The organism is Luteimonas panaciterrae (genome assembly GCF_020511115.1).
GTDB classification, from domain to species: domain Bacteria; phylum Pseudomonadota; class Gammaproteobacteria; order Xanthomonadales; family Xanthomonadaceae; genus Luteimonas; species Luteimonas panaciterrae.
On sequence record NZ_JAJAVH010000016.1, the window covers coordinates 58,335 to 85,144 of the forward strand.

A 26,810-nucleotide genomic window follows, 5' to 3' on the forward strand; every position below is an offset into this window, starting at 1 on the left:
CCCTTCGCCCGCTCCCACGCACGGGAGCGGGACCGAGCGCTACGTCGGCTGCTCGGGCAACCGCGAGCGTCCCTTCAAGCTGGCCAGGAAGATGCCGGCCAGCGTGAAGGCCAGCCCCAGCCATTCGCGCGACGTGGTGAGGCGATCGAACAGCGCCACATCGAGCAGGAAGGCGACGATCGGCTGCAACAACAGCATCAGGCCGATCACCGCCACGCGCAGGTGCGACATCGCCTTGGAGATCAGCACCCAGCTCAAGCAATGCCCGATGCCCGCCAGCGCGAGCAACACCAACAACGACTTCAGCGACGGAATCGCGAACGACGTTCCCTCCGCCACGCCGGCCATGCCAAGCGCCGCGGCCCCGATCAGCGACACGATTCCCAGCACCTGCGCCACCGGCGCCGGGCGCGACGGATCGACATGCGCCACCTGCTGCGTACGCCGCAGCCCGACATTGAAGATCGCATACGACAGGCCGGTCGCCAGCCCCATCCAGACGCCCCAGCGGTACGCAGGCGGCAGCGTCGCCCAGCTGCCGCCCAGCATCAGCCACAGGCCGAAGAACGACAGCAGGATGCCCATCAGGAAGCGTGGCCCCAGACGCTCCCCGAACAGCAGCACACCAGCCAGTGCCATGAAGAACACCTGCGCGTTCGCCAGCAGCGTCGACAGCCCCGGCCCGATCAGCAGGATGCTGCGATGCCAGAGCCACAGGTCGCAGGCGAAGATCGCGCCCGGCAACAGTGCCCACAGCCAGACGCGGCGCGGCAGCGACTGCCATTGCCGCGTCGCGCGCGCATAGAGCAGCACCAGCACGCCGCCGAACAGCAGGCGCCAGAAGGCGGACACGGTCGGGGGCGTTTCCGCGATCCGGACCATCAGTCCGTTGGTACCGATGATGATCGCGCCGATCGCCATCCACACCAGCGCTCGGGATTCGGTCTTGTGGGGGGCTTGCATGGGGGAATTTCGGTGGCCGCGAACGGCGGCAAGCGCGCACGCTAGCACGAGCGGGCGTTTTCTGACCGGGATGTCGTGCGCGGGCGCGCGCCGCCTCGGCTAAACTGGCGGTTTCCCCACAGCGTCCCTGCCGCGATGAGCCATCCGTCCCGCCCCGCCACCGTCGATCCCGCCGCCGTCCCCGTGACGACGGTGCAAGACGCGACGCCCGCGATGCAGGCGGCTGTGAAACAGGATTTCATTCGTCAGATCGTTCGCGACGACCTGGCCAGTGGCAAGCACCACGCCATCCGCACGCGTTTCCCGCCCGAACCCAACGGCTACCTGCACATCGGTCACGCCAAGGCGATCTGCCTGGACTTCGGCATCGCCGAGGAATTCGGCGGCGTGTGCAACCTGCGCTTCGACGATACCAATCCGGCCAAGGAAGATCCCGAATTCGTGCAGGCGATCCAGGACGACCTGCATTGGCTCGGCTTCGACTGGGCCAACCTGCGCCACGCCTCCGATTACTTCGAGGTGTACTACCTCGCCGCGGAAAAACTGATCCGCCAAGGCGACGCCTTCGTCTGTGACCTCAGCGCCGAACAGGTGCGCGAATATCGCGGCACGCTCACCGAGCCCGGCCGCAATTCGCCGTACCGCGATCGTTCGGTGGAGGAAAACCTCGACCTGTTCCGCCGCATGCGCGCGGGCGAGTTCGCCGACGGCGCGCGCACGCTGCGCGCCAAGATCGACATGGCCAGCGGCAACATCAACCTGCGCGATCCGGCGCTGTACCGCATCAAGAAGGTCACGCACCAGAACACCGGCGACGCCTGGCCGATCTATCCGATGTATGACTTCGCGCACGCGCTCGGCGATGCCGTCGAAGGCATCACCCATTCGCTGTGCACGCTGGAGTTCGAGGACCATCGCCCGCTCTACGACTGGTGCGTGGACAAGGTCGATTTCGCCCACTCGCCCGAACTGCTGCAGCCGCTGCTCGCCAGCGGCCTGCCGAACGAAGCCGCCAAGCCGCGCCAGATCGAATTTTCGCGCCTGAACATCAACTACACCGTGATGAGCAAGCGCAAGCTGGTGGCGCTAGTCGGCGAGAAGCTGGTCGACGGTTGGGACGATCCGCGCATGCCCACGCTGCAGGGCCTGCGCCGCCGCGGCTACACGCCGGCCTCGCTGCGCCTGCTGATCGACCGCGTCGGCATCAGCAAGCAGAACTCGGTAATCGACTTCTCCGTGCTGGAAGCCTGCCTGCGCGAAGACCTCGATGCGCACGCGCCGCGACGCATGGCGGTCATCGATCCGCTCAAGCTGGTGCTGACGAATCTGCCGGAAGATCACGTCGAAACGCTGACATTCCCCAATCATCCGAAGGACGAGTCGGCGGGCACGCGCGGTGTTCCGTTCTCGCGCGAGCTGTGGATCGAGCGCGAGGACTTCGCCGAAGTGCCGCCGCCGGGCTGGAAGCGCCTGATCCCGGGCGGCGACGTGCGCCTGCGCGGCGCCGGCATCATCCGTTGCGATGAAGTGATCAAGAACGACGCCGGCGAGATCGTCGAACTGCGCGGCACGCTCGATCCCGAATCGCGCCCCGGTATGGAAGGCGCCAACCGCAAGGTCAAGGGCACCATCCATTGGCTCAGCGCGGCGCATGCGAAGGCGGCGGAAATCCGCCTCTACGATCGCCTGTTCGCGGTCGCCGATCCGGACGACGAATCCGAAGGCAAGACCTATCGCGATTATCTCAATCCCGACTCCAAGCGCAGCGTGCGCGGCTACGTCGAACCCGCCGCCGCGGAGGCCGCGCCGGAGACGTCGTTCCAGTTCGAGCGGCTCGGTTATTTCGTCGCCGATCGGCGCGACCACCGTAGCGATGCGCCCGTGTTCAATCGCAGCGTCGGATTGCGCGACACCTGGACGACGAAAGGCTGAGATCGTCAAACGCGCGGAACGCGTGAGATTTTCACCCGTTCCGCGCGCTCCAAAGCTTTCTCCAGACTGATGCGTCGATGCAATTCAGCGCCGGCGCGTCAAATCGGGCACGCGTCCGGAGCAAGCGAACGGCACGAAAGGTAAGATTCCCGCTCCCGTCCGCGTCCTGCAGAACGCCGGCCATCCTCGCGGAGTCTTCTCATGAACAGAATCGCGCTCCTGCTCTGCCTCGCCCTGTCGGCCTTGCTGCCGTCGGCTTGCGCGTCGTCCTCGGCCGGCGATCCCGCCGGACAGACCACGCCACCGCCGATGAGCACGCCCTCGCCACCGGTCCGCAGCGCCATGCCGGCGCTGGATGTTTCCTGCCGCACCAATGACGACTGCGCGGTGAAGAACGTCGGCAACTGCTGCGGCGCGATGCCCGCCTGCGTGAACAAGGACAGCCCGACCGATCCGGCCGCCGTGCAGGCGCAATGCGCGCGCGAAGGCCGCATGAGCGTCTGCGGCTTCCGCGAAATCAGCTCATGCCAATGCAATGCGGGCCGCTGCGAGCCCTCGCAGGAATCGCGCGAGAAGACACTCATCCCGTCGGAATCCAAGGAGCCAGTCCAATGATGTTGTACGCACAAGTCCACCTCACGCTTCCGGTCTGGGTGCAGGACGCCGTCGATGCCGGACGCCCCTATCCTTCCGACCACGACAAGGTCGCGCTCGCGGTCGACCTCTCGCGGCGCAACATCGAAGCCGGCACCGGTGGGCCCTTCGGTGCCGTGGTGTTCGGTCCCGAAGACCGCATCGTCGCCATCGGCGTCAACGTGGTGCTGCCGCAGCATACTTCGCTCGCCCATGCCGAGAACATGGCCTACATGCTCGCGCAGCAGCGTTTGCAGCGCGCGCGCTTGAACCTCAACGAGCAGGGCGAACGCGACGGCTCCTACACCTTGGCGACGTCCTCGCAGCCGTGCTGCCAGTGTTACGGCGCCACGGTCTGGGCGGGCATCGACCGCCTGTTGATCGGCGCGCGCGCCGAGGACGTGATGGCGCTGACCGAGTTCGACGAAGGCCCGCTGCCGGCCGACTGGATCGGCGAGCTGGGCAAGCGCGGCGTCGAGGTCACGCGCGACATCGCGCGCGAGGCCGCGTGCGACGTGCTGCGCGAGTACGGCACGCGTGGCGGCGCCAAGTACTGAGCCACACCATCACAATGCCGAATTTCTTTCCCCGTCATTCCTGCGAAAGCAGGAATCCAGTGCCTTTGCTGCAACATGTCGACTGCCAAGCTGAAAGTCGCTGGATTCCTGCTTTCGCAGGAATGACGGGAAAGGAGCATTGCAGGCAATGACGACGGGATTGCTCTGCTACTGCCGCGCCGGCTTCGAACCGGAGCTCGCCGCCGAACTCACCACGCGCGCCGCGGAAGCCGGCTGCGCGGGCTATGCGCGGACCGAGCGCAACAGCGGCCATGTCTGCTTCATATGCGACGATGCCATTGCCCTGTCGCGCGCGTTGCCGTGGCGCGATCTGATTTTCGCGCGGCAAAAGCTCGTCCTGATCGGCGAACTGCGCGGACTCGATCCGCGCGACCGCATCACGCCGCTGCTGGAAGCGTTGCCGCCATTGCCTTCCGAATTCGGTGCCCTGCTCGTCGAACACCCCGACAGCGATGAAGCCAAACCCTTGGCCGGGCTCGCGCGCGCCTTCGGCAACGCCCTGCGCCCTGCCTTGCGCAAGGCAGGACGGTTGACTGCCACCGATCACCCCGCATCGCCGCGACTGCATGTCTGCTTCATCGCGGGCGATCACGCCCTCCTCGCCCAGGCCGATCCCGCCGACAGCGCTCCCTGGCCACTCGGCATCCCTCGCCTGCGCCTGCACCCCGATGCGCCATCGCGTTCGGCGTTGAAACTGGAGGAGGCGCTGCTGACATTGCTGGACGATCACGAACGTGCGCAACAACTACAGTCCGGCATGCGCGCCGCCGATCTCGGCGCGGCTCCCGGCGGCTGGACCTGGGTATTGACGCGTCACGGCCTGCACGTGAGCGCGATCGACAACGGTCCGCTGCGCCAGCACGTGCTCGACACCGGACTGGTCGATCACCTGCGCGCCGACGGTTTCCATTGGCAACCGTCGACGCCGCTCGACTGGATGGTGTGCGACATGGTCGAGCAGCCGCGCCGCGTCGCCGAACGCATGGCGACCTGGTTCCGCGAGGGCTGGTGCCGGCATGCGATCTTCAATCTGAAACTGCCGATGAAGAAACGCTGGGACGAGACGCAGCTTTGTCTCGATCTGTTCGCCATGCAGGCGCAGCGGCCGTTGCGGATCCGTTCACGCCAGCTGTATCACGACCGCGAAGAAATCACGGTTTTCGCGACGACACGCCAATAAAAGCGTGCTCGATCGCGCCTGGCGCGGATCACCGATCGTGAATTCGCTCTGAGTGTTATCTCCAACGTATTCATTATTTTACGTCCGCTTGATGATCCCGCGCCCAGGATGCGCATGTCCTCACAAGCAAGGGCACGTCATGAACACTTTCAAGCAATGCACGCTCGCGCTCACACTGCTCGCGGCCTGCGCGGGCTCGGCCATCGCCTTCGCCCAGGATGCGGTCACGCAGGATCAGGTACCGCCTGCCGAACCGCAGACGCAACCGATGCCGCAGCAATCGGCGCCAACCACGCAGACACCACCTCCCGCCGCCGCGGCAACGGGTCAGGTCACGGTGAAGTCGGTCGAACCCAATTCGATCGTCGGCGACTACAAGATCGATTTCGACGCACTCGACAAGAATCACGACGGCTGCATCAGCCGCGCCGAGGCCAAGGTCAATGCGACGCTCACGGCGGAATTCCGCGCCGTGGACGAGAAGCACAAGGGCTGTCTCGACAAGCAGGCGCTGGCTGGCTGGATCATGTGATGCCTGTATTCACCCTTCCCCCTCCGGGGAAGGTGCCCCGAAGGGGCGGATGAGGGCGGAAAATCACTGGCCAAAGAACGCTCCCTGGCCAGTCATTCCCCGCCCTCATCCGGCGCTACGCGCCACCTTCTCCCGGCGGGAGAAGGGAAATCAAAGCCTGGCGGCGCGGCGCCACAGCGCCGCCGTCACCGGCGGCAGTTTTCCGGCAAGACCGAGCAGTTGCCCGCGCAGCAACGTGCGATGCATGCCGTCGCTGGAGAAAACGCGATTGATGCCGTCGAACGTCCATGCGGCGACCGCGTTCTCGCTCTTGCGCGTGCGCGCCCAGCGCGCGAGGCGCGAAGGCGATGACCAGTCGGCGTTGCGTGCGAGCGCGGCGGCGACCGCATCGCGAAGTCCGGCGACATCCCGCAATCCGAGATTGACGCCCTGCCCCGCGAGTGGATGCACCACGTGCGCGGCATCGCCGATCACCAGCACGCGACCCGCCACGTAGCGATCCACCAGCTGCCGGCGCAGCGGGAACGCGACGCGGCGCGATGCCGGGCGCACTTGCCCGAGGCGCGCATCGAAGGCACGCGTCAGCGCCTGCGAGAAAGCGGCATCGTCGAACGCCAGCACTTCGGCGGCTTGTCCTTGCGGCAAAGTCCACACGATCGAACTTTGTCCGCCGACGAACGGCAGGAAAGCGAGCGGACCGCCCGGCAGGAAGCGCTGCCATGCGGTGTCCTCATGCGGGAGGTCCGTTTCCACGAATGCCACCACGCCGCGCTGCGCGTAATCGTGCGCGGCGACTTCGGCGCCGGCGAGTTTGCGTAGCATCGAATCGGCGCCATCGGCGGCGATCGCCAGTCGAGCTTCGAGCCGGCTGCCATCGTCGAAACGCAAGGTGACACCAGCGTTTTCCGCGCCTTCGCCGTCCTGCTCCAGGCCTTCCACGCGCAGCGGCGCACGCACGTCGACACCCGCCTGCGGCAGCGCCGCCCAGAGACGATCGACCAGCAGGCCGTGCTCGACGATCCAGCCGAGCTCGCGTCGTCCGAGCGCATCCGCGTCGAAATGCAGTTCGCCACCGCCCGCGGCATCCCACACGCGCATGTGGCGATAGGGTTGCACGCGCGCGGCGCGTACCTGCGGCCATACGCCAAGGGTATCGAGCAGCGCCGCATTGTCCGGCGCGAACGCGTAGACGCGCAGATCGGGCGAAGCGGCGGACCACGCCGATGGCTCGGCCGCTTCCACCAGCACGACATCGAGTTCCAGCCGCGCCAGGGCCAGCGCGCAAGCGGCACCGACCACGCCACCGCCGACCACCGCGACATCCACGCGCCTGCTTCTGGAACGCCTGCTTCCAATGTGTCCGCTTGCAGAGTGCATGCTCATCGCAATTCACCCCTGCACAGCGCCGGCACGTCGCCGCGATAGCCCATCGCACCGCCGACCAGCAGTGCCTGCGCGGACGGAATGCGGTCCGCGGCCAGCATGCCCAGGCTTCGCAGCGGACGCAGCAGCGCCGCATCGTTGGCGGTGAGTTTCGCCAGGCCGTCGGTCATCGCCAGGGTGCGTTCGCGATCTTCGCGACGGCGCCTGGCGTAGGTTTCAAGCAAGCCGGCATCACCAGGATCTTTATCGGTAGACCCGCCGCCCAACGTCTCGATCAGCTCGGCCAGCGTCAGTGCATCGCGCAGGCCAAGGTTGAAGCCTTGCGCGCCGATCGGATGCAAGGTCTGCGCGGCATTGCCCACGAGGATGGCGCGGCTCGCGGTCGTGCGCCGCGCGACCACGCGTACCGCGTCGTACACGCTGCGCGTGCCGACGGAGAGGAAGCGTCCCGCGCGCCACCCGAAGGCGCGCTGCGCACGCGCGAGGAACGCTTCGTCGGACAGCGCGCGCACATCCGCCGCATCGCCGCGCGCGACACCATGCACCAGGCCATAGTGGCGATCGGCACGCGGCAGCAATGCGGTCGGACCATCGTCGCCGAGTCGCTCGAACGCGGTGCCATCGGGCGCGCGCTCGGTGCGCAACCGCGCGACGAACAGCGTCTGCCCGTAATCGTGTTCCTCCGCCGCGATGCCGAGTGCATCGCGAACACCGCTGCGTGTGCCGTCGGCGGCCACCAGCAGTTTCGTGCGCAGGATGTGTTCGCCGGCATCGTCGGCCATGCGGACGATGCGCTCGCCATCCTCATCAATGTCGGTGCCGACGAATCGGGCGGGACGGAAGCGCGTGAAGCGAACCAGCTCCTGCAATCGCGCTTCGAGCGCCTCGCCGAAATCGCGCGCGACCACGACCTGCCCGAAGGCCTCACGGCCGTAATCGGCGGCCTCCAGCTTCACGCGTCCAAAGTCGCCACTGCGGCTGGCGTGGATGCGCCGGATCGGCGCGCCGGGAACCCGCAGCTTCGCCAGCACGCCCAGCGCCGTCAGCGCATTGATGGTGGCGTCGGCGAAACTGAGGTTGCGTTCGTCGAACACCGCCGGCAGCGCGCCGGCCGGGGTGGCCTCGATCATGGCCACGTCCAGGCCGAGGCGGTCCAGGGCGATCGCCAGGCTGGCGCCGACCAGGCCGCCACCCACGATCACCACGTCGTAACTTGCCTTCATCACGACATGATAAAGCCCCGGGCGGGCACAGTCCGCTAGAATGACGGCCTGAACCGTCGCCGCGTCCGGAGCTTCCCGCCTCATGAACACCACCCTGCAACGCGCCATCGTCCTGTCGCTGCTCGTGCTGCTGATGGGGGCGACCCGGAGCCACTATTTCTCGCACTTCGCGCCGGTGCCGGACGCTTCGTGGGCGATCTTCTTCATCGGCGGCTTCTATCTGCGCGCCTGGACGCGCTGGGCGTTCCCGCTGCTGATGGTGCTGGCGGTGGGCATCGACTGGGTCGTGATCACCGGTCAGGGCATCGGTTTCTGGGAGCACTACTGCATGTCCCCGGCCTACTGGTTCCTGATCCCCGCGCATCTGACGATGTGGCTGGGCGGCATGTGGATGCGCCAGCACTACCAGGGCGCCAGCGTCCCCGCGCTCGGCCGGCTGGCGCTGAGCGTGGTCGCCGCCACCGCGCTGTGCCATCTGCTCGCGCAAGGCAGCTTCTACTGGATCAGCCGCAACGTCGCCGAGCCGACTTTCGCCGGCTGGTGGCAGAACTACGCGCAATGGTTCCTGCCCTACCTGCAGAGCACGGCGACCTTCGTCGGCGTGGCGGCGGTCGCGCAGGCCGTGTCGGAGCGAATCGCCAAGACGTCCCACGTCGAAGCGCGGGACGCCAAGCACCGCTGATCTAGCGCTGCCGATCACGCACTGCTGATTACTGATCGCCGTGGGCAACCGGCTCTCGAAGATCTACACCAAGACCGGCGACGACGGCACGACGGGCCTCGGCGACGGTACCCGCACGCCGAAGGATTCGGCGCGCGTGGCCGCCTACGGCACGGTCGACGAAGCAAATTCGACGATCGGCCTGCTGCTCGCGTCGTCCGAGGTTCCCGATGACATCCGCGAGCTGCTCACCACGGTGCAGCACCAATTGTTCGATCTGGGTGGCGAGCTGTGCATTCCCGGCCATGCCGCCATCGACGATGCCGATGTCGAGCGCCTGGAGCAGCATCTCGACCACTACAACGAGGCACTGCCGCCGCTGAAGGATTTCATCCTTCCCGGTGGTGGCGAAGCGGCGGCGCGCTGCCACGTCGCGCGCACGGTGGTGCGCCGGGCTGAACGTGAAACAGTCACGCTTTCCCGCCTGGAGACAGTACGGCCGCAGGCGATCCGCTATCTGAACCGGCTGTCCGACCTGCTGTTCGTGCTCGCGCGCGTGCTCGCCCGCGCCAGCGGCCATGGCGAGGTGCTGTGGGCGCACGAACGACGCAAACGTACCCGCAACTGACGCGGCCACGACTGAGCCGGGAGTAACATCCGGCCGGAACTCCCCGCCCGGCCCCGCTCTTGCACATCTACACCCATTCCGCGTGCCTGCTGCACGACACCGGCCCCGGCCATGCCGAGCGGCCGCAGCGGCTGGGCGCGGTGATCGAAGCGCTGCGCACCGGCTTCGACGATCTTGATTGGTGCGAAGCGCCACGCGCCACGCGCGGGCAGCTGCTGCGCGCGCACGACGAACGCCTGCTCGCCAGCGTGCTGGAAACCAAGTCCGATCATCGTGTCCAGCTTGATCCGGACACCGTGCTGTCCCCGGCTTCGGCCGAAGCCGCCCTGCGTGCCGCGGGCGCGGCCGTTGCCGCAGTGGATGCTGTGCTCGCCGATGCCTGCGCCACCGCGTTCTGCGCCGTGCGGCCGCCCGGTCATCACGCCACGCCCGAGGCGGCGATGGGCTTCTGCCTGTTCAACAACGTCGCCGTGGCGGCCATGCACGCCCTCGACAAGCACGGTCTGTCGCGCGTGGCGATCGTCGATTTCGACGTCCATCACGGCAACGGCACGCAGGCGATCTTCGACGCGGAACCGCGCGTCCAATATTTCAGTTCGCATCAGATGCCGCTGTACCCGGACACGGGAGGCGTGCGCGAGCGCGGTGTCGGCAACATCTTCAATGCGCCACTGACGCCGGGCACCGGCAGCCGTGGATTCCGGACCGCCTGGAGCGAACGCCTGCTCCCCGCCCTGGATGCATTCGCGCCGCAGCTGCTGTTGATCTCGGCGGGCTTCGACGCGCACTGGCGCGACCCCCTCGCGCAGTTGCAGCTCGATGCCGAGGATTACGCCTGGATCACCGGCGAACTGCGCACGCTCGCCGCCCGTCACGCACAGGGCCGCATCGTGTCCATGCTGGAGGGCGGGTACGACCTGCAGGCGCTGCGCGAGTGCAGCGTGGCGCACGTGGGCGTGCTGCACGGCTGATCCGCCGCCTCTATGGCGCTCGGCCCGCGCTTTGGCGGGCATCGGGCCCGGATCATTCAGCTAGCGTTTTGCGGGGAACGCCCGCGCATTGCCGCTGCGCGGGGGATGCGTCAAGCTAGCGGTCGTTTTGGCTGAACGGATGCCTGCGTGCGCCGAGTTTTCCGACTGCTGCCGTTGCCGTTGTGCATCGCCTTCTCGCTCACCGCGCAGGCTGCCGACGACCCGCCCGAGGACTACTCCCTGTGTCCGGTGGATGACGCAGTGCCGTTCTTTCCCGACGCCCAGCCGCCGGTCGGATCACCCGAAGACCGCACCAACCTGCCGACCGACGTCAAAAGCGAAGGCGCCCAGGGCGTCAGCGGCGAGACGGTCACATTCCAGGGCAATGTCTCGCTCAAGCGCGGCGACCAGTTCCTGGGCGCGGACAACCTCAGCTACAACCAGCAGACCGATCAGTACGTCGCCGAAGGCAACGTGCGCTATCAGGATTCCAGCATGCGCATGCTGGCCGACCGTGCCACGGGCAACCAGGACCAGGACAAGCACAAGATCGATCAGGTGCGTTACCAGCTCACTTCGCGCCGCGGCAACGGCGGCGCGAAAGAAATCCAGATGGATGGCACGCACGGCAAGCTGATCGGCTCCTCGTACTCGACCTGCCCGCCCAACGACCGCCGCTGGGAACTACGCGCGCCCCAGATCGATCTCGACACCGAAGAAGGCTTCGCCACGGCGCGCCACGCCACCGTGCGCATCGGCAAGGTGCCGGTGCTGTACATGCCCTGGTTCAAGTTCCCGATCGACGACCGGCGCCATACCGGCTTCCTCATGCCGAACTTCGGCCAGTCGGGCCGCAACGGTTTCGATTACCGGCAGCCGATCTACTTCAATCTGGCGCCGAACTACGACATGACGCTCGAACCGCGCATCATGACCAAGCGCGGCGTGATGCTGGGTACCGAGTTCCGCTACCTGACGCGTACCGGCAAGGGCACCTTCAACTTCGACTTCCTGCCTTCGGACGACCTCACCAAGCGTGAGCATGACGAGGAGCTGGACGATTTCACGCGCGAGGGCTATTCGCTCGAGAATCGCCGCAAGAGCGATCGCGGCCGCTTCTTCTTCGTCGGTTCGCAGAACATCACGCGGCAATGGCAGGCGCTGGCGAACCTGAAGTGGGTGAGCGATCCGCGTTATCGCGACGATTTCTCCAACACCCTCACCAATCAAGCGTCCTACAGTTCATCCAGCGATATCGGCTTGTACGGCCGTGGGCGCTATTGGGACGCCAGCATCACGGCGTCCTATTACCAGCTCACCGACTACACGCTGCGCGAGGCCATCAATCTCCCCTATAACCGCATGCCGCGGCTCAACTTCAATTGGGAGCAGCCCTTCAGCCGCTGGATGGTCGCCGGCCTCAATACCGAAGCGACGCGTTTCGAGCATACGGGCGACGGTTCCACCGACGTCTTCCGTACGATCACCGCCACCGAAGCCGCGTGCACGAGCAAGGGCGGCGCCTTCCGTCCGGGCGACATTCTCGACAACGGAGTCGAGTGCCTGCAGACCGTGAAAAACAGCAGGCCGGGCGGCAGCCGTCTCGACTTCAAGCCGTATGTCAGCTTCCCCATCGGCGGCGCCGGCTGGTTCATCACGCCGACGCTGGCATGGCGCTATACCGCGTATCAGCTCGAAGACGAGTTGGCGACACAGATCGCGGGACAACGCGCCGCGGCTTACGTCAGAAGCACACCGGAAAACGACGTCGTCACTCCCGCCCTGATCACGCGTTTCTACGACGACAAGCCGACCCGCAGCCTGCCGATCGGCTCGCTCGACGCCGGCCTCTACTTCGATCGCTCCACCTCCTGGGGTGGCGAGAGTTTCCTGCAGACGCTCGAACCGCGCCTGTTCTATCTCAATGCGCCCTATCGCAATCAGGATGGCCTGCCGCTCTTCGACACCGGCGATCTCACCTTCAGCTGGGGTCAGTTGTTCCGCGACAACCGCTTCTCTGGCGCCGATCGCCAGACCGACGCCAATCAGCTGACACTCGCGGTCACCAGCCGCTGGCTGCGCGAATCCGACAGCCGCGAAAAACTTTCGCTCAGCTTCGGACAGATCATCTACTTCGAGGATTCCAAGGTCCTGCTCGCCCCGAATCGGCAGCCGATCGAAAAGGGCAAGTCCGCGTGGGTGGCCGATGCCAATTACGCGATCAACGATCGCTGGACGATCGGTGGTTCCTACCAGTGGGATCCGAAGGACAGCACCAAGGATTTCGTCAGCCTGCGCACGCGCTATCTGGTCGGCGACAAGGGCATCATCAACCTCGCCTACCGCTATCGCCGCAATCTCGGCTACGACCCCACCAGCACCAATGAAGATGTCCGCAATCCGGACCTGATCGATCAGATCGATTTCTCGTTCCTGTATCCGATCACGCAGTCCTGGAGCATCGTGGGTCGCTACTACTACTCGATGCGCGACAACCAACTGCTCGAAGGCATCGCCGGTATCCAGTGGGACAGCTGCTGCCTGGCCGCGCGTCTGGTGGGCCGCCGTTACGTGCGCAATCGCGAATCGGAGATGAACAGTTCCATTCAGTTCGAACTTGAACTGAAGGGCCTGGGCTCGGCCGGCCAGAAGACGGAGAACCGCCTACGCCGTGCTATTCTCGGCTACTACCGCGACGACCTCTATCTCGTTCCGCCGGCCCAGATCAGCAACGATGGCGTCGACAACAACGACGTCGATCCCACCGACACTCTCATCCCATGAAAAGACTGCTCGTTACCTTTCTCGCCGCCGCCGTATCGCTCGGCGCCATGGGCACGTATGCCCAGTCGGAACAGCCGCTGGATCGCATCGCGGCCGTCGTCGATGAGGACGTGATCCTGCAAAGCGAACTCGACCGCGCGCTCAACAACGTGCTCGCCCAGTACGCCAACCGCCAGGACCAATTGCCGCCGCGCGACATCCTGCAGCGCCAAGTGCTCGAGCGCCTGATCCTGGTGAAACTGCAGACCGCCGACGCCGCCCGCACCGGCTTGCGCGTCAGCGATCAGGAAGTGGACAACGCCATCAACAACATCGCCAGCCAGAACAAGCTGACGCCTGATCAGCTGCGCGCGCAACTCGCGCGCGACGGCATGTCGTTCGAGGATTTCCGCAGCTCGCTGCGCGACGAGATCCTGACCCAGCGCGCACGCCAGCGCTTCGCGCAGACGCGCATCAGCGTCAGCGAGAGCGAAGTCGACGCCGCCGTCGCGGCGCAGGCCAAGGGCGGCACGCAGTACCACCTCGCGCACATCCTGATCTCGCTGCCGGAAGGCGCCACGCCCGAGCAGACCGCCACCGGCCAGCAGAAAGTCGACGGCATCAAGGCCCTGATCGACAAGGGCGAGATGACATTCAACGCCGCCGCCGTGCGCTACTCCGACAGTCCGAACGCGCTGGAAGGCGGCGATCTGGGCTGGCGCAGCGCCGACGAGATTCCCAACGCCTTCGCCAGCACCATCACCAGCCTGCAGCCGGGGCAGGTGATTGGCCCACTGCGCGGCCCGAGCGGTTTCCAGCTAGTGCAGCTGATCGAAACCCGGCAGGCCGACCAGACCGCGAGCCAGACCGTCACCCAGTACCACGCCCGCCACATCCTCGTGCGAGGCGACGACGACAAGGCCAAGGCGAAGATCGACACCCTGCGCGCGCGCATCATCGGCGGCGCCGATTTCGCCAAGACCGCTCAGGAAGATTCCGACGACACCACCACCAAGACCAAGGGTGGCGATCTCGGCTGGTTCACGCAGGACCAGTTCGGTCCGGAATTCGGCACGCAGGTCAGCGCGCTACAGGACGGTCAGGTATCGCAGGCGTTCAAGACCCAGGCCGGCTGGCACATCGTGCTGCGCGAAGGCACCCGCCAGACCAATGTGACCGACGAGAACCGTCGCGCCCAGGTCCGCGAGAGCATCGGCCAGCGCAAGCTGGAAGACGAGTGGAACCGCCATCTGCACGAGCTGCGTGGTGAGGCTTTCGTCGACATCCGCACCGTGGGCACCACGGCGCCGGCTGGCGATGCGACTACGCCCGCTCCCGCAGCCCCGGCCGCCACCGAAGCCGCACCGCCCAAGAGCGGCAGCTGACGAGATGACACCCGCCCGGTTGGCGCTGGTCCCGGGCGAGCCGGCCGGCGTCGGGCCGGAACTGTGCGTGCGCGCGGCGCAGCAGCCGCGCGAAGACTGCGACATCACCGCCTTCGCCGATCCTCAAACGCTGCAGATGGCTGCGGACGCGCTGGGATTGCCTCTGCGACTGCTCGATCCCGATCAACGGCCGCAACGCCCCGGTGATCTGCCACTGATCCCTGTCGCGAACGCCGCTCCAGCCATTTTCGGAACGCCCGATCCTCGCAACGCCGCTGCGGTGGTCGGTGCCTTGCGCAAAGCCGCGGATGCCTGCCTGTCCGGCACCTTCCACGGCATGGTCACCGGCCCCACCCACAAGGCCATGATCAACGCAGGCGGTATCGCCTACAGCGGCACCACCGAACTGCTGGCCGAACACGCCAACCGCGACGTGGTGATGATGCTGGCCAACGACATCGTTCGCGTCGCTCTGGTCACTACCCACCTGCCGCTGCGCGCCGTGGCCGACGCCATCACGCCCAAGGCGCTCGAACGCTGCCTGCGCATCGTGCACGCATCCCTGCGTGAGCGTTTCGGCATCGCCGATCCCACGATCTGCGTGCTCGGGCTCAACCCGCACGCCGGCGAATCCGGCCATCTCGGCCGCGAGGAAATCGAGGTCATCGAACCGACGCTGGCACGCCTGCGCGCCGAAGGCATGCGCCTGCACGGCCCGCTGCCGGCCGACACCGCCTTTCTGCCGGCGAAGCTGGCCGGATTCGACACGGTCGTTGCGATGTATCACGACCAGGGTCTGCCGGTGCTGAAGTACAGCGGCTTCGAGCGCGCCGTGAATCTCACCCTCGGCCTGCCCTATCTGCGCGTCGCGGTCGATCACGGCACCGCGCTCGATCTCGCCGGCAAGGGCGTCGCCGATGCGTCGAGCCTGTTCGCGGCGATCGATACCTGCGCGCGGCTCGTGCCGCACCAGCATTAGCTTAGGCGGCCACTCGTCATCCCTGCGAACGCAGGAATGACGGGCAACAGCGTATGCTTTCCTCAACTTCTCACATACTTTTCCGCATGCAAGAGATCGCCTGGGACGACTTCATGAAAGTGGAACTGCGCGTCGGCCGCGTGCTGTCGGCCGAGCCGTTCCCGCAGGCGCGTAAGCCCGCCTTCATCCTGCAGGTCGATTTCGGCCCCGAAATCGGCGTGCGCAAATCCAGCGCGCAGATCACGGCCTTGTATACACCGGAGCAACTGATCGGCCGCCTCGTCGTGGCGGTGGTGAATTTCCCGAAGAAGCAGATCGGTCCGCTGATGTCCGAATGCCTGGTGACCGGATTCCACGACAGCGAGGGCCGCGTCACCCTGTGCATGCCCGAGAATGAAGTGCCGCTCGGCACGCGGCTGCTGTGATCACATGAACCTCCACTTCCGCGAACCGGCGAAGAAATCCCTCGGTCAGCACTTCCTGCACGAGCGCGGCATCGTCGAGAAGATCCTGCTCGCGGTCGATCCGAAGCCCGGCGATCGGCTGGTCGAGATCGGCCCCGGCCAGGGCGCGATGACCTTCCCGCTGCTCGACCGGCACGGCACGCTCACCGCGATCGAATTCGATCGCGACCTGCTCGCTCCGCTGACCGAACAGGCGCGGGCGCATGGCGCGCTCACCCTCATCCATGCCGACGTGCTCAATGTCGATTTCACCGAGCTGGCCGGCGACGGCGGCCCGATCCGGCTGGTCGGCAACCTGCCCTACAACCTGTCCTCGCCGATCCTCTTCCACGCGCTCGATCACGCCGCGGCGATCCGCGACATGCACTTCATGCTGCAGAAGGAAGTGGTCGACCGCATGGCTGCCGGTCCCGGCAGCAAGGTCTATGGACGGCTCAGCGTGATGCTGCAGGCGTATTGCCAGGTGTCGGCCCTGTTCACCGTCGCGCCCGGCGCGTTCCGGCCGCCGCCGAAGGTGGATTCGGCGGTGGTGCGGCTGGTGCCGCGGCCGGCGGACGCGGTCGGCATTCGCGACCCGCGCCGTTTCGCCGATCTGGTGCGCGCCGCGTTCGGACAGCGCCGCAAGACCCTGCGCAACGCCCTGCAGACACTGTGTGACAGCGATGCGATCACGGCGGCCGGGATCGACCCGCAAGCGCGCGCCGAGCAGCTTCCCGTGACCGATTTCATACGCCTGGCGAACCAAACCGGGACCGCGTAGTCCAAGACAACGCTGAAAATCAGCGTTGCCGCGGTACAGGGATGTGCCGCTCGCGAATCAATCACGCAAGTGGTTGATTCGCGGAAGCGAGTCCAGGCTTAGCCTGGACTCGCGATTGCTGAAAAAGTCCTGGATGGACTTTTTTAGCATTACTCCTAGTATTCAGACATTGCGCTTACACTTCCGACATGGACGAGACATCGGACTACACCCTCGAGATTCAGATCTCGACCCGCTACCTCGACGAGGAATCGGCACCCGAGGACGATCGTTATGTCTTTGCCTACACGATCCGCATCCGCAACCTGGGCCGCCTGCCGGCGCAGTTGCTCTCGCGCCATTGGGTGATCACCGATGCCAACGGCCGGATCGAGGAAGTGCGCGGCGACGGCGTGGTCGGCGAACAGCCGCGCATCGAACCCGGCGAGCAGTTCACCTACACCTCGGGTGCGATCCTCGCCACCGCCGTGGGCACCATGCAGGGCAGCTACGACATGATCGGCGACGACGGCACGCATTTCGATGCGCCGATCCCGCCGTTCACGCTGTCGATGCCGCGAACATTGCATTAAGGCGACCCTAGCGAATGGCCGTCTGGGCAATCGGTGACCTGCAGGGCTGTTACGCCCCCACGCAGAACCTTCTCGAGAAAATCGCGTTCGATCCCGCGCAGGACAAGCTCTGGTTCTGCGGCGATCTCGTCAATCGCGGCGGCGAATCGCTGGAGACGCTGCGCCTGGTGCATTCGCTGCGCGCCAATGCCGTCTGCGTGCTAGGCAATCACGATCTGTCGTTGCTCGCGATCGGCGAGCGCCAGGAAAACGAGCAGCGCAAGGTCAACCCCGACTTGCAGCGTGTGCTCTTCGCCGAGGATCGCGACACCTTGCTCGACTGGCTGCGCCAACAGCCGCTGTTGCATGCCGACCGCGAACTCGGTTGGATGATGGTGCACGCCGGCCTCGCGCCGAAATGGACCACACAGCTGGCCGAGCAATACGCGCGTGAAGTCGAACAAAAACTGCGCGGCGACAGCTTCCGAAAACTCTTCAAGCGCATGTACGGCGATCGCCCGCACTGGGCGCCGAACCTCACCGGCCTCGATCGCGATCGCGCCATCATCAATGTCTTCACCCGCATGCGCTATTGCACGCCGCGCGGGCGCATCGCCTTCGAGGAAAAGAATGCGCCCGGCTCGCAGCAGCCCGGGCTGTACCCGTGGTACGAAGTGCCCGGTCACGCGCCGCGCGATCTGAAGATCGTCTGTGGCCACTGGTCCACGCTCGGCCTGTTCATTGGCCACGGAGTGCATGCCATCGACACCGGCGCGGTCTGGGGCGGCAAGCTCACCGCGCTGCGGCTCGACAGCGAAGACCTGCGCATCGTGCAGGTGCCGGGACGCCCGGTGCCGCCCCCCGTTCCGCGAACGACCTGACTTCTCCGACATGCTGCAACGGATTTGCGGCTTCGCACTCATCGGCGGCATCGCGCTTGCGGCCTGCACGCCGGATCGGCCGCAGGGTGATACGGCTGGCGCGAAGAAACCGGCGGTGGCGCAAAATCCCGTCACGACGGCCACGCAATCTCCGCCATTGGTCCGCGCCGCGCGCAGCCAAATCGGCGCGACCCGCGTCTACGATCCCGCCTACGTCCGCCTCGCCTATCCCGGCGGCGATGTCCCGTTCACGCGCGGCGTCTGCACCGACGTGGTCATCCGCGCCTTGCGCACGCAAGGCATCGACCTGCAACAGCGCATCCATGAGGATCGCCTCGCGTACTCCGAGCACTATCCGGCGCGCTGGCGCGGGCTCGCGGCCGACCGGAACATCGATCATCGCCGCGTTCCGAATCAGATGGTCTGGTTCGACCGGCAAGGCTGGCGGCAACCAATCACGGCGCGGGCTTCCGACTATCGTCCCGGCGGCATCGTCGCCTGGGATCTCGGGCGTGGCGTGCTGCACATCGGCATCGTCTCCGATCGCACCACGCACGACCGGATTCCCTTGATCCTGCACAACATCGGCAGCGGAACGCAGGAAGAAAACCTGCTGTTCGGTTACAAGATTATCGGCCACTACCGGCCGGTGCTGTCTGCCGTGCCCGGCTAGGCGCGCCGGTATTCCACGAACTCGAATGCGAACGCATGCTTCGCATCGGCGGCATGTGGCTCACGCGATACCGCACCCCAGGCATCGCGATCGAATTCGGGAAAGAATGCATCCGCGCCCTCCACGATCGTGTCGACGTGGGTCAGATGCAGCACCGTCGCCGCCGGCAGCGTCAACGCATAGATTTCGCCACCGCCGATCACGCACAGTGCCTCGGAGTCTTGCGTGGCGACTCGCGCTTCTTCCAGCGAGGCGACCGCTTCCATGCCCTCGAACGGTACTTGCCCGGATCGCGTCAGCACCAGATTGCGACGCCCCGGCAGCGCGCGCCCCAACGACTGCGCGGTCTTGCGCCCCATCAGCACCGGCTTGCCCAGCGTCAGCTGCTTGAAGCGCTTCAGATCGTCCGGCAGATGCCAGGGCAACGCATTGCCCTCGCCGATGGCGCCGCGACGATCGAGCGCGGCGATCAGTGCGATCACCTGCGCCATTGCTGACGACGACGCACTGATTCGGATGTCGATATGGACCTGGCTTCGATGTCGTCGTAGATGCGGGCGGCGCCGCTTCTCACGCCCCACACGAAACCCAGCGCCGCCAGATAGAAGATCACGAATGTGGCGCATTCAACCGGATGCTCGGCGATGCTGGCGAGCAGGCCGACCATCGTCAACGGCTGGCTCGCCAGGAAGATCGCCCTGGCCACCGCGATCAGCGGGACCACGAGCAGACCGCTGATCAAGCTGATGCTGACGCCGTTGGCCACGGCCATCAAATGATCGGCGAATTTCTCTCGCGCTTTCGCCGTTTTTCCGAAACTGTCCGTGGGCATGCGGCTCACTCCTTTGAACGCTACACCGCCACGGGCGCCTTGATCGCCGGTAACGGGTCGTAAGCGTGAATCTCGATGTCGTCGTAGGTGAAGTCGAACAGATCGGACACGTCGGGATTCAGATGCAGCTTCGGCAGCGGACGCGGAGTGCGCGTGAGCTGCTCGCGGGCCTGCTCGAAATGATTCGAATACAGATGCGCGTCACCCAGCGTGTGGACGAAATCGCCCACGCGCAGCCCCGTCACCTGCGCCACCATATGCGTAAGCAACGCGTAGCTGGCGATGTTGAAGGGCACACCGAGGAAGATGTCGCCGCTGCGCTGATAGAGCTGGCAGCTGAGCCGGCCATCGGCCACGTAGAACTGGAACAGCGCGTGACAGGGCATCAGCGCCATCTGCGGCAGGTCGGCGACGTTCCAGGCCGAGACGATCAGGCGGCGCGAATCAGGATTGCGCTTGATCTCCTCGACCACCCATTTGATCTGGTCGATCTCGCCGCCATCAGCGGTGGCCCAGCGACGCCATTGCTTGCCGTACACCGGGCCGAGTTCGCCGCGCGCGTCGGCCCACTCGTCCCAGATGGTGACCTTGTTGTCGCGCAGGTAGGCGATGTTGGTGTCGCCCTTCAGGAACCACAGCAGCTCGTGCACGATCGAGCGCAGATGCAGTTTCTTGGTGGTGACCAGCGGGAACCCTTCCTCGAGATCGAAGCGCAGCTGCCAGCCGAACACGCTGCGCGTGCCGGTACCGGTGCGGTCCGATTTTTCCGTTCCGTGCTCGAGGACGTGTCGCAGCAGATCTAAGTATTGCCTCATGGGTATTGCTTCATGACGATCTCAGGCCTTTTCGGCGGCTGCCGGCGGCTGCGGTTGCAGCGTCGGCGCGCGGTGCGATTTCCAGAGCCAGAACAGACCGATCAGGATCAGCGGCACGCTCAACAGCTGTCCCATCGTCAGCCAGCCGAAGGCAAGATAACCCAGGTTCTCGTCCGGCAGGCGCACGAATTCCACCGCGAAGCGGAACACTCCGTACAGCAGCGCGAACAGCCCGGAAATCGCATAGCGCGGACGCGGACGGCTCGAGTACCACCACAGGATCACGAACATCGCCACGCCCTCGAGCGCGAACTGGTACAGCTGCGAGGGATGACGCGCATACATGTTCAACGCGCCTGATTCGAACTGCGCGCGCAGCATCGTCGGATCCAGGATCAGCCTGGATACTTCCGGGTCCTGCGGGAACACCACGCCCCAGTTGCCGCCGGTGGCCTTGCCCCAGAGTTCGCCGTTGATGAAATTGCCCAGGCGCCCGAAGCCCAGGCCCGGCGGCACCAGCGGCGCGACGAAATCGGCCACGTCGAAGAAATGCAGCTTGTGGCGCCGCCCCCACCAGAACATCGCCACCACCACGCCAAGCAGGCCGCCGTGGAAGCTCATGCCGCCTTGCCAGATCTTGAAGACCTGCAGCGGGTGCTCGATGTAGGTGCGCAGGTCGTAGAACAGGATGTAGCCGATGCGGCCGCCCAGCACCACGCCGAGCATGGCGTAGAACATCAGATCGCCGTAGGCGTTGGCGTCCACGCCCGGCAGACGGCCGGCGCGCACGCGGCTGCGCCCGAGATACCAGGCCGCCACGAATCCCAACAGATACATCAGTCCGTACCAATGCACGGCCACGGGACCGATCCGGAACGCGATCGGGTCGATCTGGTGCAGATAAAGCATCGGGCGAGGCACTCCTGGTCAATCCAAGGTGTCTATTGTGCCTGTCGGAGCGATGGCCGGACACCGAAGGCCGGCCGGCGATCGCTCAATCCAGCGCGCTAATCGAGCAGATAGGGCCGGTCCGGCAGCTCGTTCTCGTCCGCCTCGCCGGGCACGCGCGGGAAATGCGCCGCGAGCAGGTCGGAGGCCGCCGTCACGCCCGCGATCACCGCGTCTTCCGCGTCGCCGGCCTTCAGGCGCTCCTCCATCAGCTGGCAGACGCCGCGCCATTGTTCGTCGCTGACCAGACCTTTCAGGCCGCGATCGGCGACGATCTCGATGCGATGATCGGCCAGAAGCAGGTAGAGCAGGACGCCGTTGTTGGCCTCGGTGTCCCAGACGCGCAATTGTCCGAAGACCTGATGGGCACGGTCGCGCGCCTGCATGCCGCGCAGCACCGCCCTCGCCGGCAGTCCGGCCTCCACCGCGAAGCAGACCTCGCCACGATGGCGAGCTTCTCCCGTCTTCACTGCGTCGGCGATGCGGTGCAGGCTGTCCTCCGGGAACAGGCGCCGGCTCGAAGGCGGGAACAGATGACGCAACAGGCGCTTCATCACCACCCCCCCGAGGCGCCACCGCCTCCGCTCATGCCGCCGCCGCCCGACCAGCCGCCTCCGCCGCCGGAAGAGCCGCCACCCCATCCTCCGCCACCACCCCAGCCTCCGCCGCCGAAGCCGCCCCAGTCACCGCCACGCGCGAAGCTGCCGGCCGGCAGCTTGACCAGGCCGTAGAGGAAGCCAAAGAAGGCGGCCACGCCGCCGAGCACCAGGAACGAGGAAATCAGCCAGGCCACGCCACCGGCCGCGACGCCCGTCAGCAGTCCGCGAATGCCCGAGGGCGTGCGTCCGAACAGGCCGCGGGCGATGTTGGCGACGATGAACGCGGCGAACAGGGCGAAGATCCAGTCGCCGCCGCCGCCCTGGCCGCGTGCGTTCGCCCGTGTGTCCGCCATCGGTTCCGGCAAGGGCTCGCCGTCGATGAGCTTGGTCAACGCCGCGGTGGCATCGAGGATGCCGCCGCCGTAATCCTCGGCGCGGAATTTCGGCACCAGATATTCCTGAATGATGCGCCCGGCGGTGATGTCGGGGATCGCGCCTTCCAACCCGTAGCCGACTTCGATGCGCACCTTGCGATCGTTCTTGGCGATCACCAGCAGCACGGCGTCGTCGACGCCCTTGCGCCCGATCTTGTATTGCTCGAAGGCGCGCACCGCGTACTGCTCGATGGTCTCCGGCTGCACGCTCGGCACCATCAGCACCTGCAGCTGGCTGCCCTTGCGCTGCTGCAGCGCGAGGGCCTGCTGTTCGAGTTGCTGCTTCTGCGCGGCATCGAGTGTGCCGGTGGTGTCGACGACCGGCGAATCCAGCGCCGGGATCGGCGCCAGCTGCTGCGCCCAGGCCAGCGCGCAAGGCAGCAACAGCAGCAAGACGAACAGACGGATGGCGGTCAGCCGCGGCAATTCGAACTCCCGGGGCGCCGCTTCCGCGACGGCGGAAGCGGCTTTGGCCCGATCAGGCTCAGTTGGCCGGCTGCGGCGCGGGCGCCTGCTGCGCCGGCGGCTGCGAATTGCCGAAATCTACGCTCGGCGCGTTCTGGATCTGCGCTTCGTTCTCGACCGCGAAGTTGGGCTTCACCGCGTAGCCGAAAATCTTCGCGATCACCACCTGCGGGAACGAGCGGATGTAGGTGTTGTAGTCCTGCACCAGCTGGATGTAGCGGCCGCGCGCCACGGTGATGCGGTTCTCGGTGCCTTCCAGCTGCGTCTGCAAGCCGATGAACTGCTGGTCGGCCTTCAGATTGGGATAGTTTTCCGTCACCACCATCAGTCGCGACAGCGCCTGCGACAGATCGCCCTGCGCCTTCTGGAATTGCGCCAGCGACGCGGCATCGTCCGCCTTGACGTTGATCTGGCTGACCTTGGCGCGCGCCTCGGTCACCTGCGTCAGCACCTGCTGCTCGTGCGCGGCATAACCCTTGACCGTTTGAACAAGGTTGGGGATCAGATCGGCACGACGCTTGTACTGGTTCAGCACCTCGGACCAGCCGGCTTTCACGGCCTCATCCTTCTGCTGGATCTCGTTGTAGCCGCATCCGGACAGCAGGGCGGCGAGCAATGCGATCAGGACGATCCGCATGGGCGAAAGGATACGCATGGGCGATTCTCCAGCTGGTTGAACGAGCCTGTTTTGAGCAGGCATGTCGAGCGGCACTCCGACAGCATATGGGGCCGCTGCGGCCTGCATTCCAGCACCCTGCGGGTGACGACGCAATCACATACGGCCGTCACCCGTCGCCGAAAACGATTACCAATCGCCCGCGCCGGGCACGTGGTGCTGGGAAGCGCGGCGGCGCATCAGCAGGTTCAGCCACTCCACCAGCACCGAGAAGCCCATCGCGAAGTAGATGTACGGCTTGGGCACGTGCACGCCGAAGCCATCCAGGATCAGCACCACGCCGATCAGCAGGATGAAGGCCAAGGCCAGCATCTTCACCGTCGGGTTCGAGTCGATGAAGCGGCCCAGCGGATTGGCCGCCAGCAGCATGATCGCCACCGCCAGCAGGATCGCGAACACCATGATCGGAATGTGCTGGGCCATGCCGACCGCGGTGATCACCGAATCCAGCGAGAACACGATGTCGATCACGGCGATCTGCGCGATCACCACCCAGAACACCGAGGAGGTCTTGGTGGTGCGCGGGTCCTCGTCGTGACCGCCGCTGATCAGGTCGCGGATTTCCATCGCGCCCTTCACCAGCAGGAACAAACCGCCCAGGATCAGCACCAGATCACGGATCGAGATGCCCATGCCGAAGAGCGTGAACAAGTCCTGCTCCATGCGCGCCAGGAAGGCGAGCATGACCAGCAGCATGATGCGCGTGATGCAGGCCACCGCGATGCCGATCTTGCGTGCGATCGGACGCTGGTGTGCGGGCAGGCGCCCGACCGCGATCGAAATGAAGACCAGGTTGTCGATACCGAGCACGATTTCGAGCGCGCTCAAGGTCACCAGTGTCAGCCATGCATCGGGGGAAGCGAGGAAGCTCAGATCCATTCGTTATCTCTTTTTTAATTCAATTGTCGAAAAGCGTGTGCTGCGCAAAGGTAAGTTGCCTTCCTTGGCGCGAGTGTATTGGCTCTGGATGACCGGCCCGGCCATCCATGACCCGGCGTTCGCCGACGCTGCGCGGCAATGCCGCGCAAACTCGCGTCAGCTCACCCACCGGGGCAACAGGATCGCCGCCCAAACCAGCGCCACGTTCAACAGCAGCACGAACACCGCGGCCGATCCCATGTCCTTGGCGCGTCCGGCCAGTTCATGATGCTCCGGGCCGTAGCGTTCGATCACCGCTTCGACCGCGGAGTTCAACAATTCGATGCTCAGCACCAGCAGCACCGAACCGATCATCAGCGCCCGCTCGACGCCGTTCTCGCCCAGCCACCAGCCTAGCGGCGCCAGGATCACGAACAGATAGACCTCGAGCCGGAACGAGGATTCGTGCAGCCAGGCCGCGCGCAGCCCCTGCATCGACCACTTGGCCGCGAGCAGGATCCGCGCCGGACGGCGTGGCAGGTGGCCGAATTCATCCGCCATCGCGCAGCCGCCGGTTCAGCGCCGCGCCGGCACGACGGAACGCGACAATGAAGTCGCGCCCTCGGCGGAGATGCGGTGATGGACGGAGGCCAGCGCGTCGGTCGGTAACATGCGGCGGGGTCGGATGCGGCCTGCGGCCAGATTGCGTATTTTGCCACAGGGCGGCTGCCGGTACGTTTGCAATCGCGGCGGTGTCCTGCTATCCACGGACGCTTCCCGCCACTGCCCGAGACGCCATGCGCCCGCATCGGTTCTTCCTCGTCCTGCTGGTCGCATCGTTGCTCGCGACTGGTTGTGCCTCGCCCGCCGATGTCGGGCGTTCCGAAGCGCCCACCGAGGCCGCTCTCGATCCCGTCTCCTCCCCCGAGTGGACCGCGGACATGACCCGCTTCGCCGAGCAGGACGCGGCGAATCCGCCGCCCGCAGCGCCGGTGGTCTTCACCGGCAGCTCCTCGATCCGCCTGTGGACCACGCTCGCCGAGGACTTCCCCGACCTGCCGGTCCTCAACCGCGGCTTCGGCGGCTCGCAGGTGCGCGATTCGGTCTGGTACGCGGATCAGGTGGCGATCCGCTACCAGCCGCGCCGCATCGTGCTCTACGCCGGCGACAACGACATCAATGCCGGGCGCGCGCCGCAGCAGGTGTCGTCCGATTTCCGCGCCTTCGTCGCGCGCATCCGCCGCGATCTGCCGAAGGTGCCGATCGTCGTGCTCTCGATCAAGCCCAGCCTCGCGCGCCTGGCGCAGCTGCCGCGACAGCGCGAGGCGAATGCCCTGCTGAAAGCGGACGCGGCCGCCCTGTCCGGCGTCACCTTCGTCGACATCGCCACGCCGATGCTCGATGCCGACGGAAAGCCGCGCGCGGAGTTGTTCGGCGAGGACGGTCTGCACATGAATCGGCAGGGATATGATGTCTGGCGGAGCGTCGTCGCGCCGTACTTGCGTTGATCGCGACGTGGGGCCGGCGCACGCGGTGAAACCAGCTGTCGGGAAACAGTCCGCCGAAAAACAGGAAATAGAAACAGGAGATGTCATGAGCGACACCGACATCGTGCTCCAGACTCGCGATCGCGAGCACCTGCGCCTGCTCGCGATCTTCCACTACGTCTTCGCCGGCCTGTCGTTGTGCGGGCTCGGCTTCATCGTCGTGCACTTCGCGATCATGCGCACGGTCTTTTCACCGGAGCATTGGCAGCCATCCTCCGGCGAACCGCCACCGCCGGAACTCATGTGGATCTTCTTCTGTTTCTATCTCGTGTTCGGTACGATCATCCTGGTCGTCGGCGTGCTCAATCTGCTGGCCGGGAATTTCCTGCGCGCCCATCGCAACCGCACGTTCTGCCTCGTGGTGGCGGGAATCAACTGCCTGCAATTCCCGTTCGGCACGGTGCTCGGCGTGTTCACGCTGACCACGCTCACGCGCGATTCGATGCGCGAACTCTTCGCGCAACCTCCGGCGACGGGTTGACCGCGACGCGTCAGT

29 protein-coding genes and 1 pseudogene are annotated in these 26,810 nt (G+C 65.9%); 18 read left to right on the forward strand and 12 right to left on the reverse strand.

Annotation, left to right across the window (positions count from 1 at the left end; translation table 11 throughout):
* Window positions 1-39: 39 nt before the first annotated feature.
* Entirely contained in the window at window positions 40-963 is a 924-nt protein-coding gene (locus LG367_RS16480) for a DMT family transporter (protein ID WP_226470357.1), read from the reverse strand.
* Between the two features lie 213 nt (window positions 964-1,176).
* On the opposite strand from LG367_RS16480, the gene LG367_RS16485 reads away from it, so the two are divergent.
* From LG367_RS16485 to LG367_RS16505, 5 genes are all read left to right on the forward strand, one after another.
* Window positions 1,177-2,895 (forward strand): glutamine--tRNA ligase/YqeY domain fusion protein, encoded by a 1,719-nt coding sequence (locus tag LG367_RS16485; protein ID WP_226470403.1) that lies wholly within the window; start codon window positions 1,177-1,179, stop codon window positions 2,893-2,895.
* A 201-nt stretch (window positions 2,896-3,096) separates the two neighbouring features.
* Window positions 3,097-3,510 carry a hypothetical protein gene (locus LG367_RS16490; RefSeq protein WP_226470358.1) on the forward strand — a complete coding sequence of 138 codons (414 nt, stop codon included), beginning with the start codon at window positions 3,097-3,099 and terminating at the stop codon, window positions 3,508-3,510.
* Entirely contained in the window at window positions 3,510-4,085 is a 576-nt protein-coding gene (locus LG367_RS16495; RefSeq protein ID WP_226470404.1) for a nucleoside deaminase, read from the forward strand. The genes LG367_RS16490 and LG367_RS16495 overlap by 1 nt, the downstream gene beginning before the upstream one ends.
* Window positions 4,086-4,233: 148 nt before the next feature.
* Entirely contained in the window at window positions 4,234-5,286 is a 1,053-nt protein-coding gene (gene rlmM, locus LG367_RS16500; protein WP_226470359.1) for a 23S rRNA (cytidine(2498)-2'-O)-methyltransferase RlmM, read from the forward strand.
* Window positions 5,287-5,425: 139 nt separating this feature from the next.
* Window positions 5,426-5,818 (forward strand): EF-hand domain-containing protein, encoded by a 393-nt coding sequence (locus tag LG367_RS16505; protein ID WP_226470360.1) that lies wholly within the window; start codon window positions 5,426-5,428, stop codon window positions 5,816-5,818.
* Between the two features lie 150 nt (window positions 5,819-5,968).
* On the opposite strand, the gene LG367_RS16510 is transcribed toward LG367_RS16505, so the two are convergent.
* Together LG367_RS16510 and ubiH are read right to left on the reverse strand one after the other, a co-directional pair.
* Entirely contained in the window at window positions 5,969-7,195 is a 1,227-nt protein-coding gene (locus LG367_RS16510; RefSeq protein ID WP_226470405.1) for a UbiH/UbiF family hydroxylase, read from the reverse strand.
* A 2-nt stretch (window positions 7,196-7,197) separates the two neighbouring features.
* Window positions 7,198-8,424, reverse strand: a complete 1,227-nt coding sequence (gene ubiH, locus LG367_RS16515; protein WP_226470361.1) for a 2-octaprenyl-6-methoxyphenyl hydroxylase — start codon at window positions 8,422-8,424, stop codon at window positions 7,198-7,200.
* A gap of 82 nt (window positions 8,425-8,506) precedes the next feature.
* On the opposite strand from ubiH, the gene LG367_RS16520 reads away from it, so the two are divergent.
* The 11 genes and pseudogenes from LG367_RS16520 to LG367_RS16570 all read left to right on the forward strand — a co-directional run bounded on the left by LG367_RS16520 (window position 8,507) and on the right by LG367_RS16570 (window position 19,140).
* The gene (locus tag LG367_RS16520) at window positions 8,507-9,106 is read left to right on the forward strand and encodes a hypothetical protein (protein WP_226470362.1); all 600 of its coding nucleotides are present in this window, start codon (window positions 8,507-8,509) and stop codon (window positions 9,104-9,106) included.
* A gap of 40 nt (window positions 9,107-9,146) precedes the next feature.
* Window positions 9,147-9,713, forward strand: a complete 567-nt coding sequence (locus tag LG367_RS16525; protein ID WP_226470363.1) for a cob(I)yrinic acid a,c-diamide adenosyltransferase — start codon at window positions 9,147-9,149, stop codon at window positions 9,711-9,713.
* Between the two features lie 59 nt (window positions 9,714-9,772).
* Window positions 9,773-10,684, forward strand: a complete 912-nt coding sequence (locus LG367_RS16530) for a histone deacetylase family protein (protein ID WP_226470364.1) — start codon at window positions 9,773-9,775, stop codon at window positions 10,682-10,684.
* Between the two features lie 147 nt (window positions 10,685-10,831).
* Complete coding sequence (gene lptD, locus LG367_RS16535) at window positions 10,832-13,468, forward strand: LPS-assembly protein LptD (protein WP_226470365.1); 2,637 nt, start codon at window positions 10,832-10,834, stop codon at window positions 13,466-13,468.
* Window positions 13,465-14,832: a peptidylprolyl isomerase gene (locus LG367_RS16540; RefSeq protein ID WP_226470366.1), complete on the forward strand. Its 1,368-nt coding sequence runs from the start codon at window positions 13,465-13,467 to the stop codon at window positions 14,830-14,832. Before lptD ends, LG367_RS16540 begins: the two co-directional genes overlap by 4 nt.
* A 4-nt stretch (window positions 14,833-14,836) precedes the next feature.
* Entirely contained in the window at window positions 14,837-15,811 is a 975-nt protein-coding gene (gene pdxA / locus LG367_RS16545) for a 4-hydroxythreonine-4-phosphate dehydrogenase PdxA (protein ID WP_226470367.1), read from the forward strand.
* A gap of 86 nt (window positions 15,812-15,897) precedes the next feature.
* Window positions 15,898-16,236 (forward strand): tRNA-binding protein, encoded by a 339-nt coding sequence (locus LG367_RS16550; protein WP_226470368.1) that lies wholly within the window; start codon window positions 15,898-15,900, stop codon window positions 16,234-16,236.
* Window positions 16,237-16,240: 4 nt separating this feature from the next.
* The gene (gene rsmA, locus LG367_RS16555; protein WP_226470369.1) at window positions 16,241-17,035 is read left to right on the forward strand and encodes a 16S rRNA (adenine(1518)-N(6)/adenine(1519)-N(6))-dimethyltransferase RsmA; all 795 of its coding nucleotides are present in this window, start codon (window positions 16,241-16,243) and stop codon (window positions 17,033-17,035) included.
* Between the two features lie 188 nt (window positions 17,036-17,223).
* Window positions 17,224-17,607 (forward strand): Co2+/Mg2+ efflux protein ApaG, encoded by a 384-nt coding sequence (gene apaG / locus LG367_RS16560; protein ID WP_226470370.1) that lies wholly within the window; start codon window positions 17,224-17,226, stop codon window positions 17,605-17,607.
* A gap of 14 nt (window positions 17,608-17,621) precedes the next feature.
* Window positions 17,622-18,455 (forward strand): annotated as a pseudogene (locus LG367_RS16565) (symmetrical bis(5'-nucleosyl)-tetraphosphatase); the annotation flags it as partial.
* A gap of 22 nt (window positions 18,456-18,477) precedes the next feature.
* Window positions 18,478-19,140 (forward strand): DUF1287 domain-containing protein, encoded by a 663-nt coding sequence (locus LG367_RS16570; protein WP_226470372.1) that lies wholly within the window; start codon window positions 18,478-18,480, stop codon window positions 19,138-19,140.
* Here LG367_RS16570 and LG367_RS16575 read toward each other — a convergent pair.
* The 9 genes from LG367_RS16575 to LG367_RS16615 form a co-directional block, all read right to left on the reverse strand.
* Complete coding sequence (locus LG367_RS16575; protein ID WP_226470373.1) at window positions 19,137-19,631, reverse strand: dihydrofolate reductase; 495 nt, start codon at window positions 19,629-19,631, stop codon at window positions 19,137-19,139. The two genes, LG367_RS16570 and LG367_RS16575, sit on opposite strands and share 4 nt — an antisense overlap.
* On the reverse strand, window positions 19,619-19,972 hold the full coding sequence (locus LG367_RS16580; RefSeq protein WP_226470374.1) for a hypothetical protein: 354 nt from the start codon (window positions 19,970-19,972) through the stop codon (window positions 19,619-19,621). The genes LG367_RS16575 and LG367_RS16580 overlap by 13 nt, the downstream gene beginning before the upstream one ends.
* A 20-nt stretch (window positions 19,973-19,992) precedes the next feature.
* Complete coding sequence (locus LG367_RS16585) at window positions 19,993-20,787, reverse strand: thymidylate synthase (protein ID WP_226470375.1); 795 nt, start codon at window positions 20,785-20,787, stop codon at window positions 19,993-19,995.
* Between the two features lie 21 nt (window positions 20,788-20,808).
* Window positions 20,809-21,696 carry a prolipoprotein diacylglyceryl transferase gene (gene lgt / locus LG367_RS16590; RefSeq protein WP_226470376.1) on the reverse strand — a complete coding sequence of 296 codons (888 nt, stop codon included), beginning with the start codon at window positions 21,694-21,696 and terminating at the stop codon, window positions 20,809-20,811.
* Window positions 21,697-21,794: 98 nt separating this feature from the next.
* A complete protein-coding gene (locus tag LG367_RS16595) occupies window positions 21,795-22,289 on the reverse strand; it encodes a TPM domain-containing protein (RefSeq protein WP_226470377.1) in 495 nt (164 codons plus the stop codon).
* Entirely contained in the window at window positions 22,289-23,194 is a 906-nt protein-coding gene (locus LG367_RS16600) for a TPM domain-containing protein (RefSeq protein ID WP_425490997.1), read from the reverse strand. The genes LG367_RS16595 and LG367_RS16600 overlap by 1 nt, the downstream gene beginning before the upstream one ends.
* Before the next feature lie 58 nt (window positions 23,195-23,252).
* Window positions 23,253-23,888, reverse strand: a complete 636-nt coding sequence (locus tag LG367_RS16605; protein WP_226470378.1) for a LemA family protein — start codon at window positions 23,886-23,888, stop codon at window positions 23,253-23,255.
* A gap of 150 nt (window positions 23,889-24,038) precedes the next feature.
* The gene (locus tag LG367_RS16610) at window positions 24,039-24,788 is read right to left on the reverse strand and encodes a TerC family protein (protein ID WP_226470379.1); all 750 of its coding nucleotides are present in this window, start codon (window positions 24,786-24,788) and stop codon (window positions 24,039-24,041) included.
* 156 nt (window positions 24,789-24,944) lie between these two features.
* Entirely contained in the window at window positions 24,945-25,328 is a 384-nt protein-coding gene (locus LG367_RS16615; protein ID WP_226470380.1) for a diacylglycerol kinase, read from the reverse strand.
* A gap of 236 nt (window positions 25,329-25,564) precedes the next feature.
* Between LG367_RS16615 and LG367_RS16620 the strand changes: the two genes are divergently transcribed.
* Both LG367_RS16620 and LG367_RS16625 read left to right on the forward strand, forming a co-directional pair.
* Window positions 25,565-26,275 carry an SGNH/GDSL hydrolase family protein gene (locus tag LG367_RS16620; protein WP_226470381.1) on the forward strand — a complete coding sequence of 237 codons (711 nt, stop codon included), beginning with the start codon at window positions 25,565-25,567 and terminating at the stop codon, window positions 26,273-26,275.
* 85 nt (window positions 26,276-26,360) lie between these two features.
* Window positions 26,361-26,795, forward strand: a complete 435-nt coding sequence (locus LG367_RS16625; RefSeq protein ID WP_226470382.1) for a hypothetical protein — start codon at window positions 26,361-26,363, stop codon at window positions 26,793-26,795.
* Window positions 26,796-26,810: the final 15 nt, after the last annotated feature.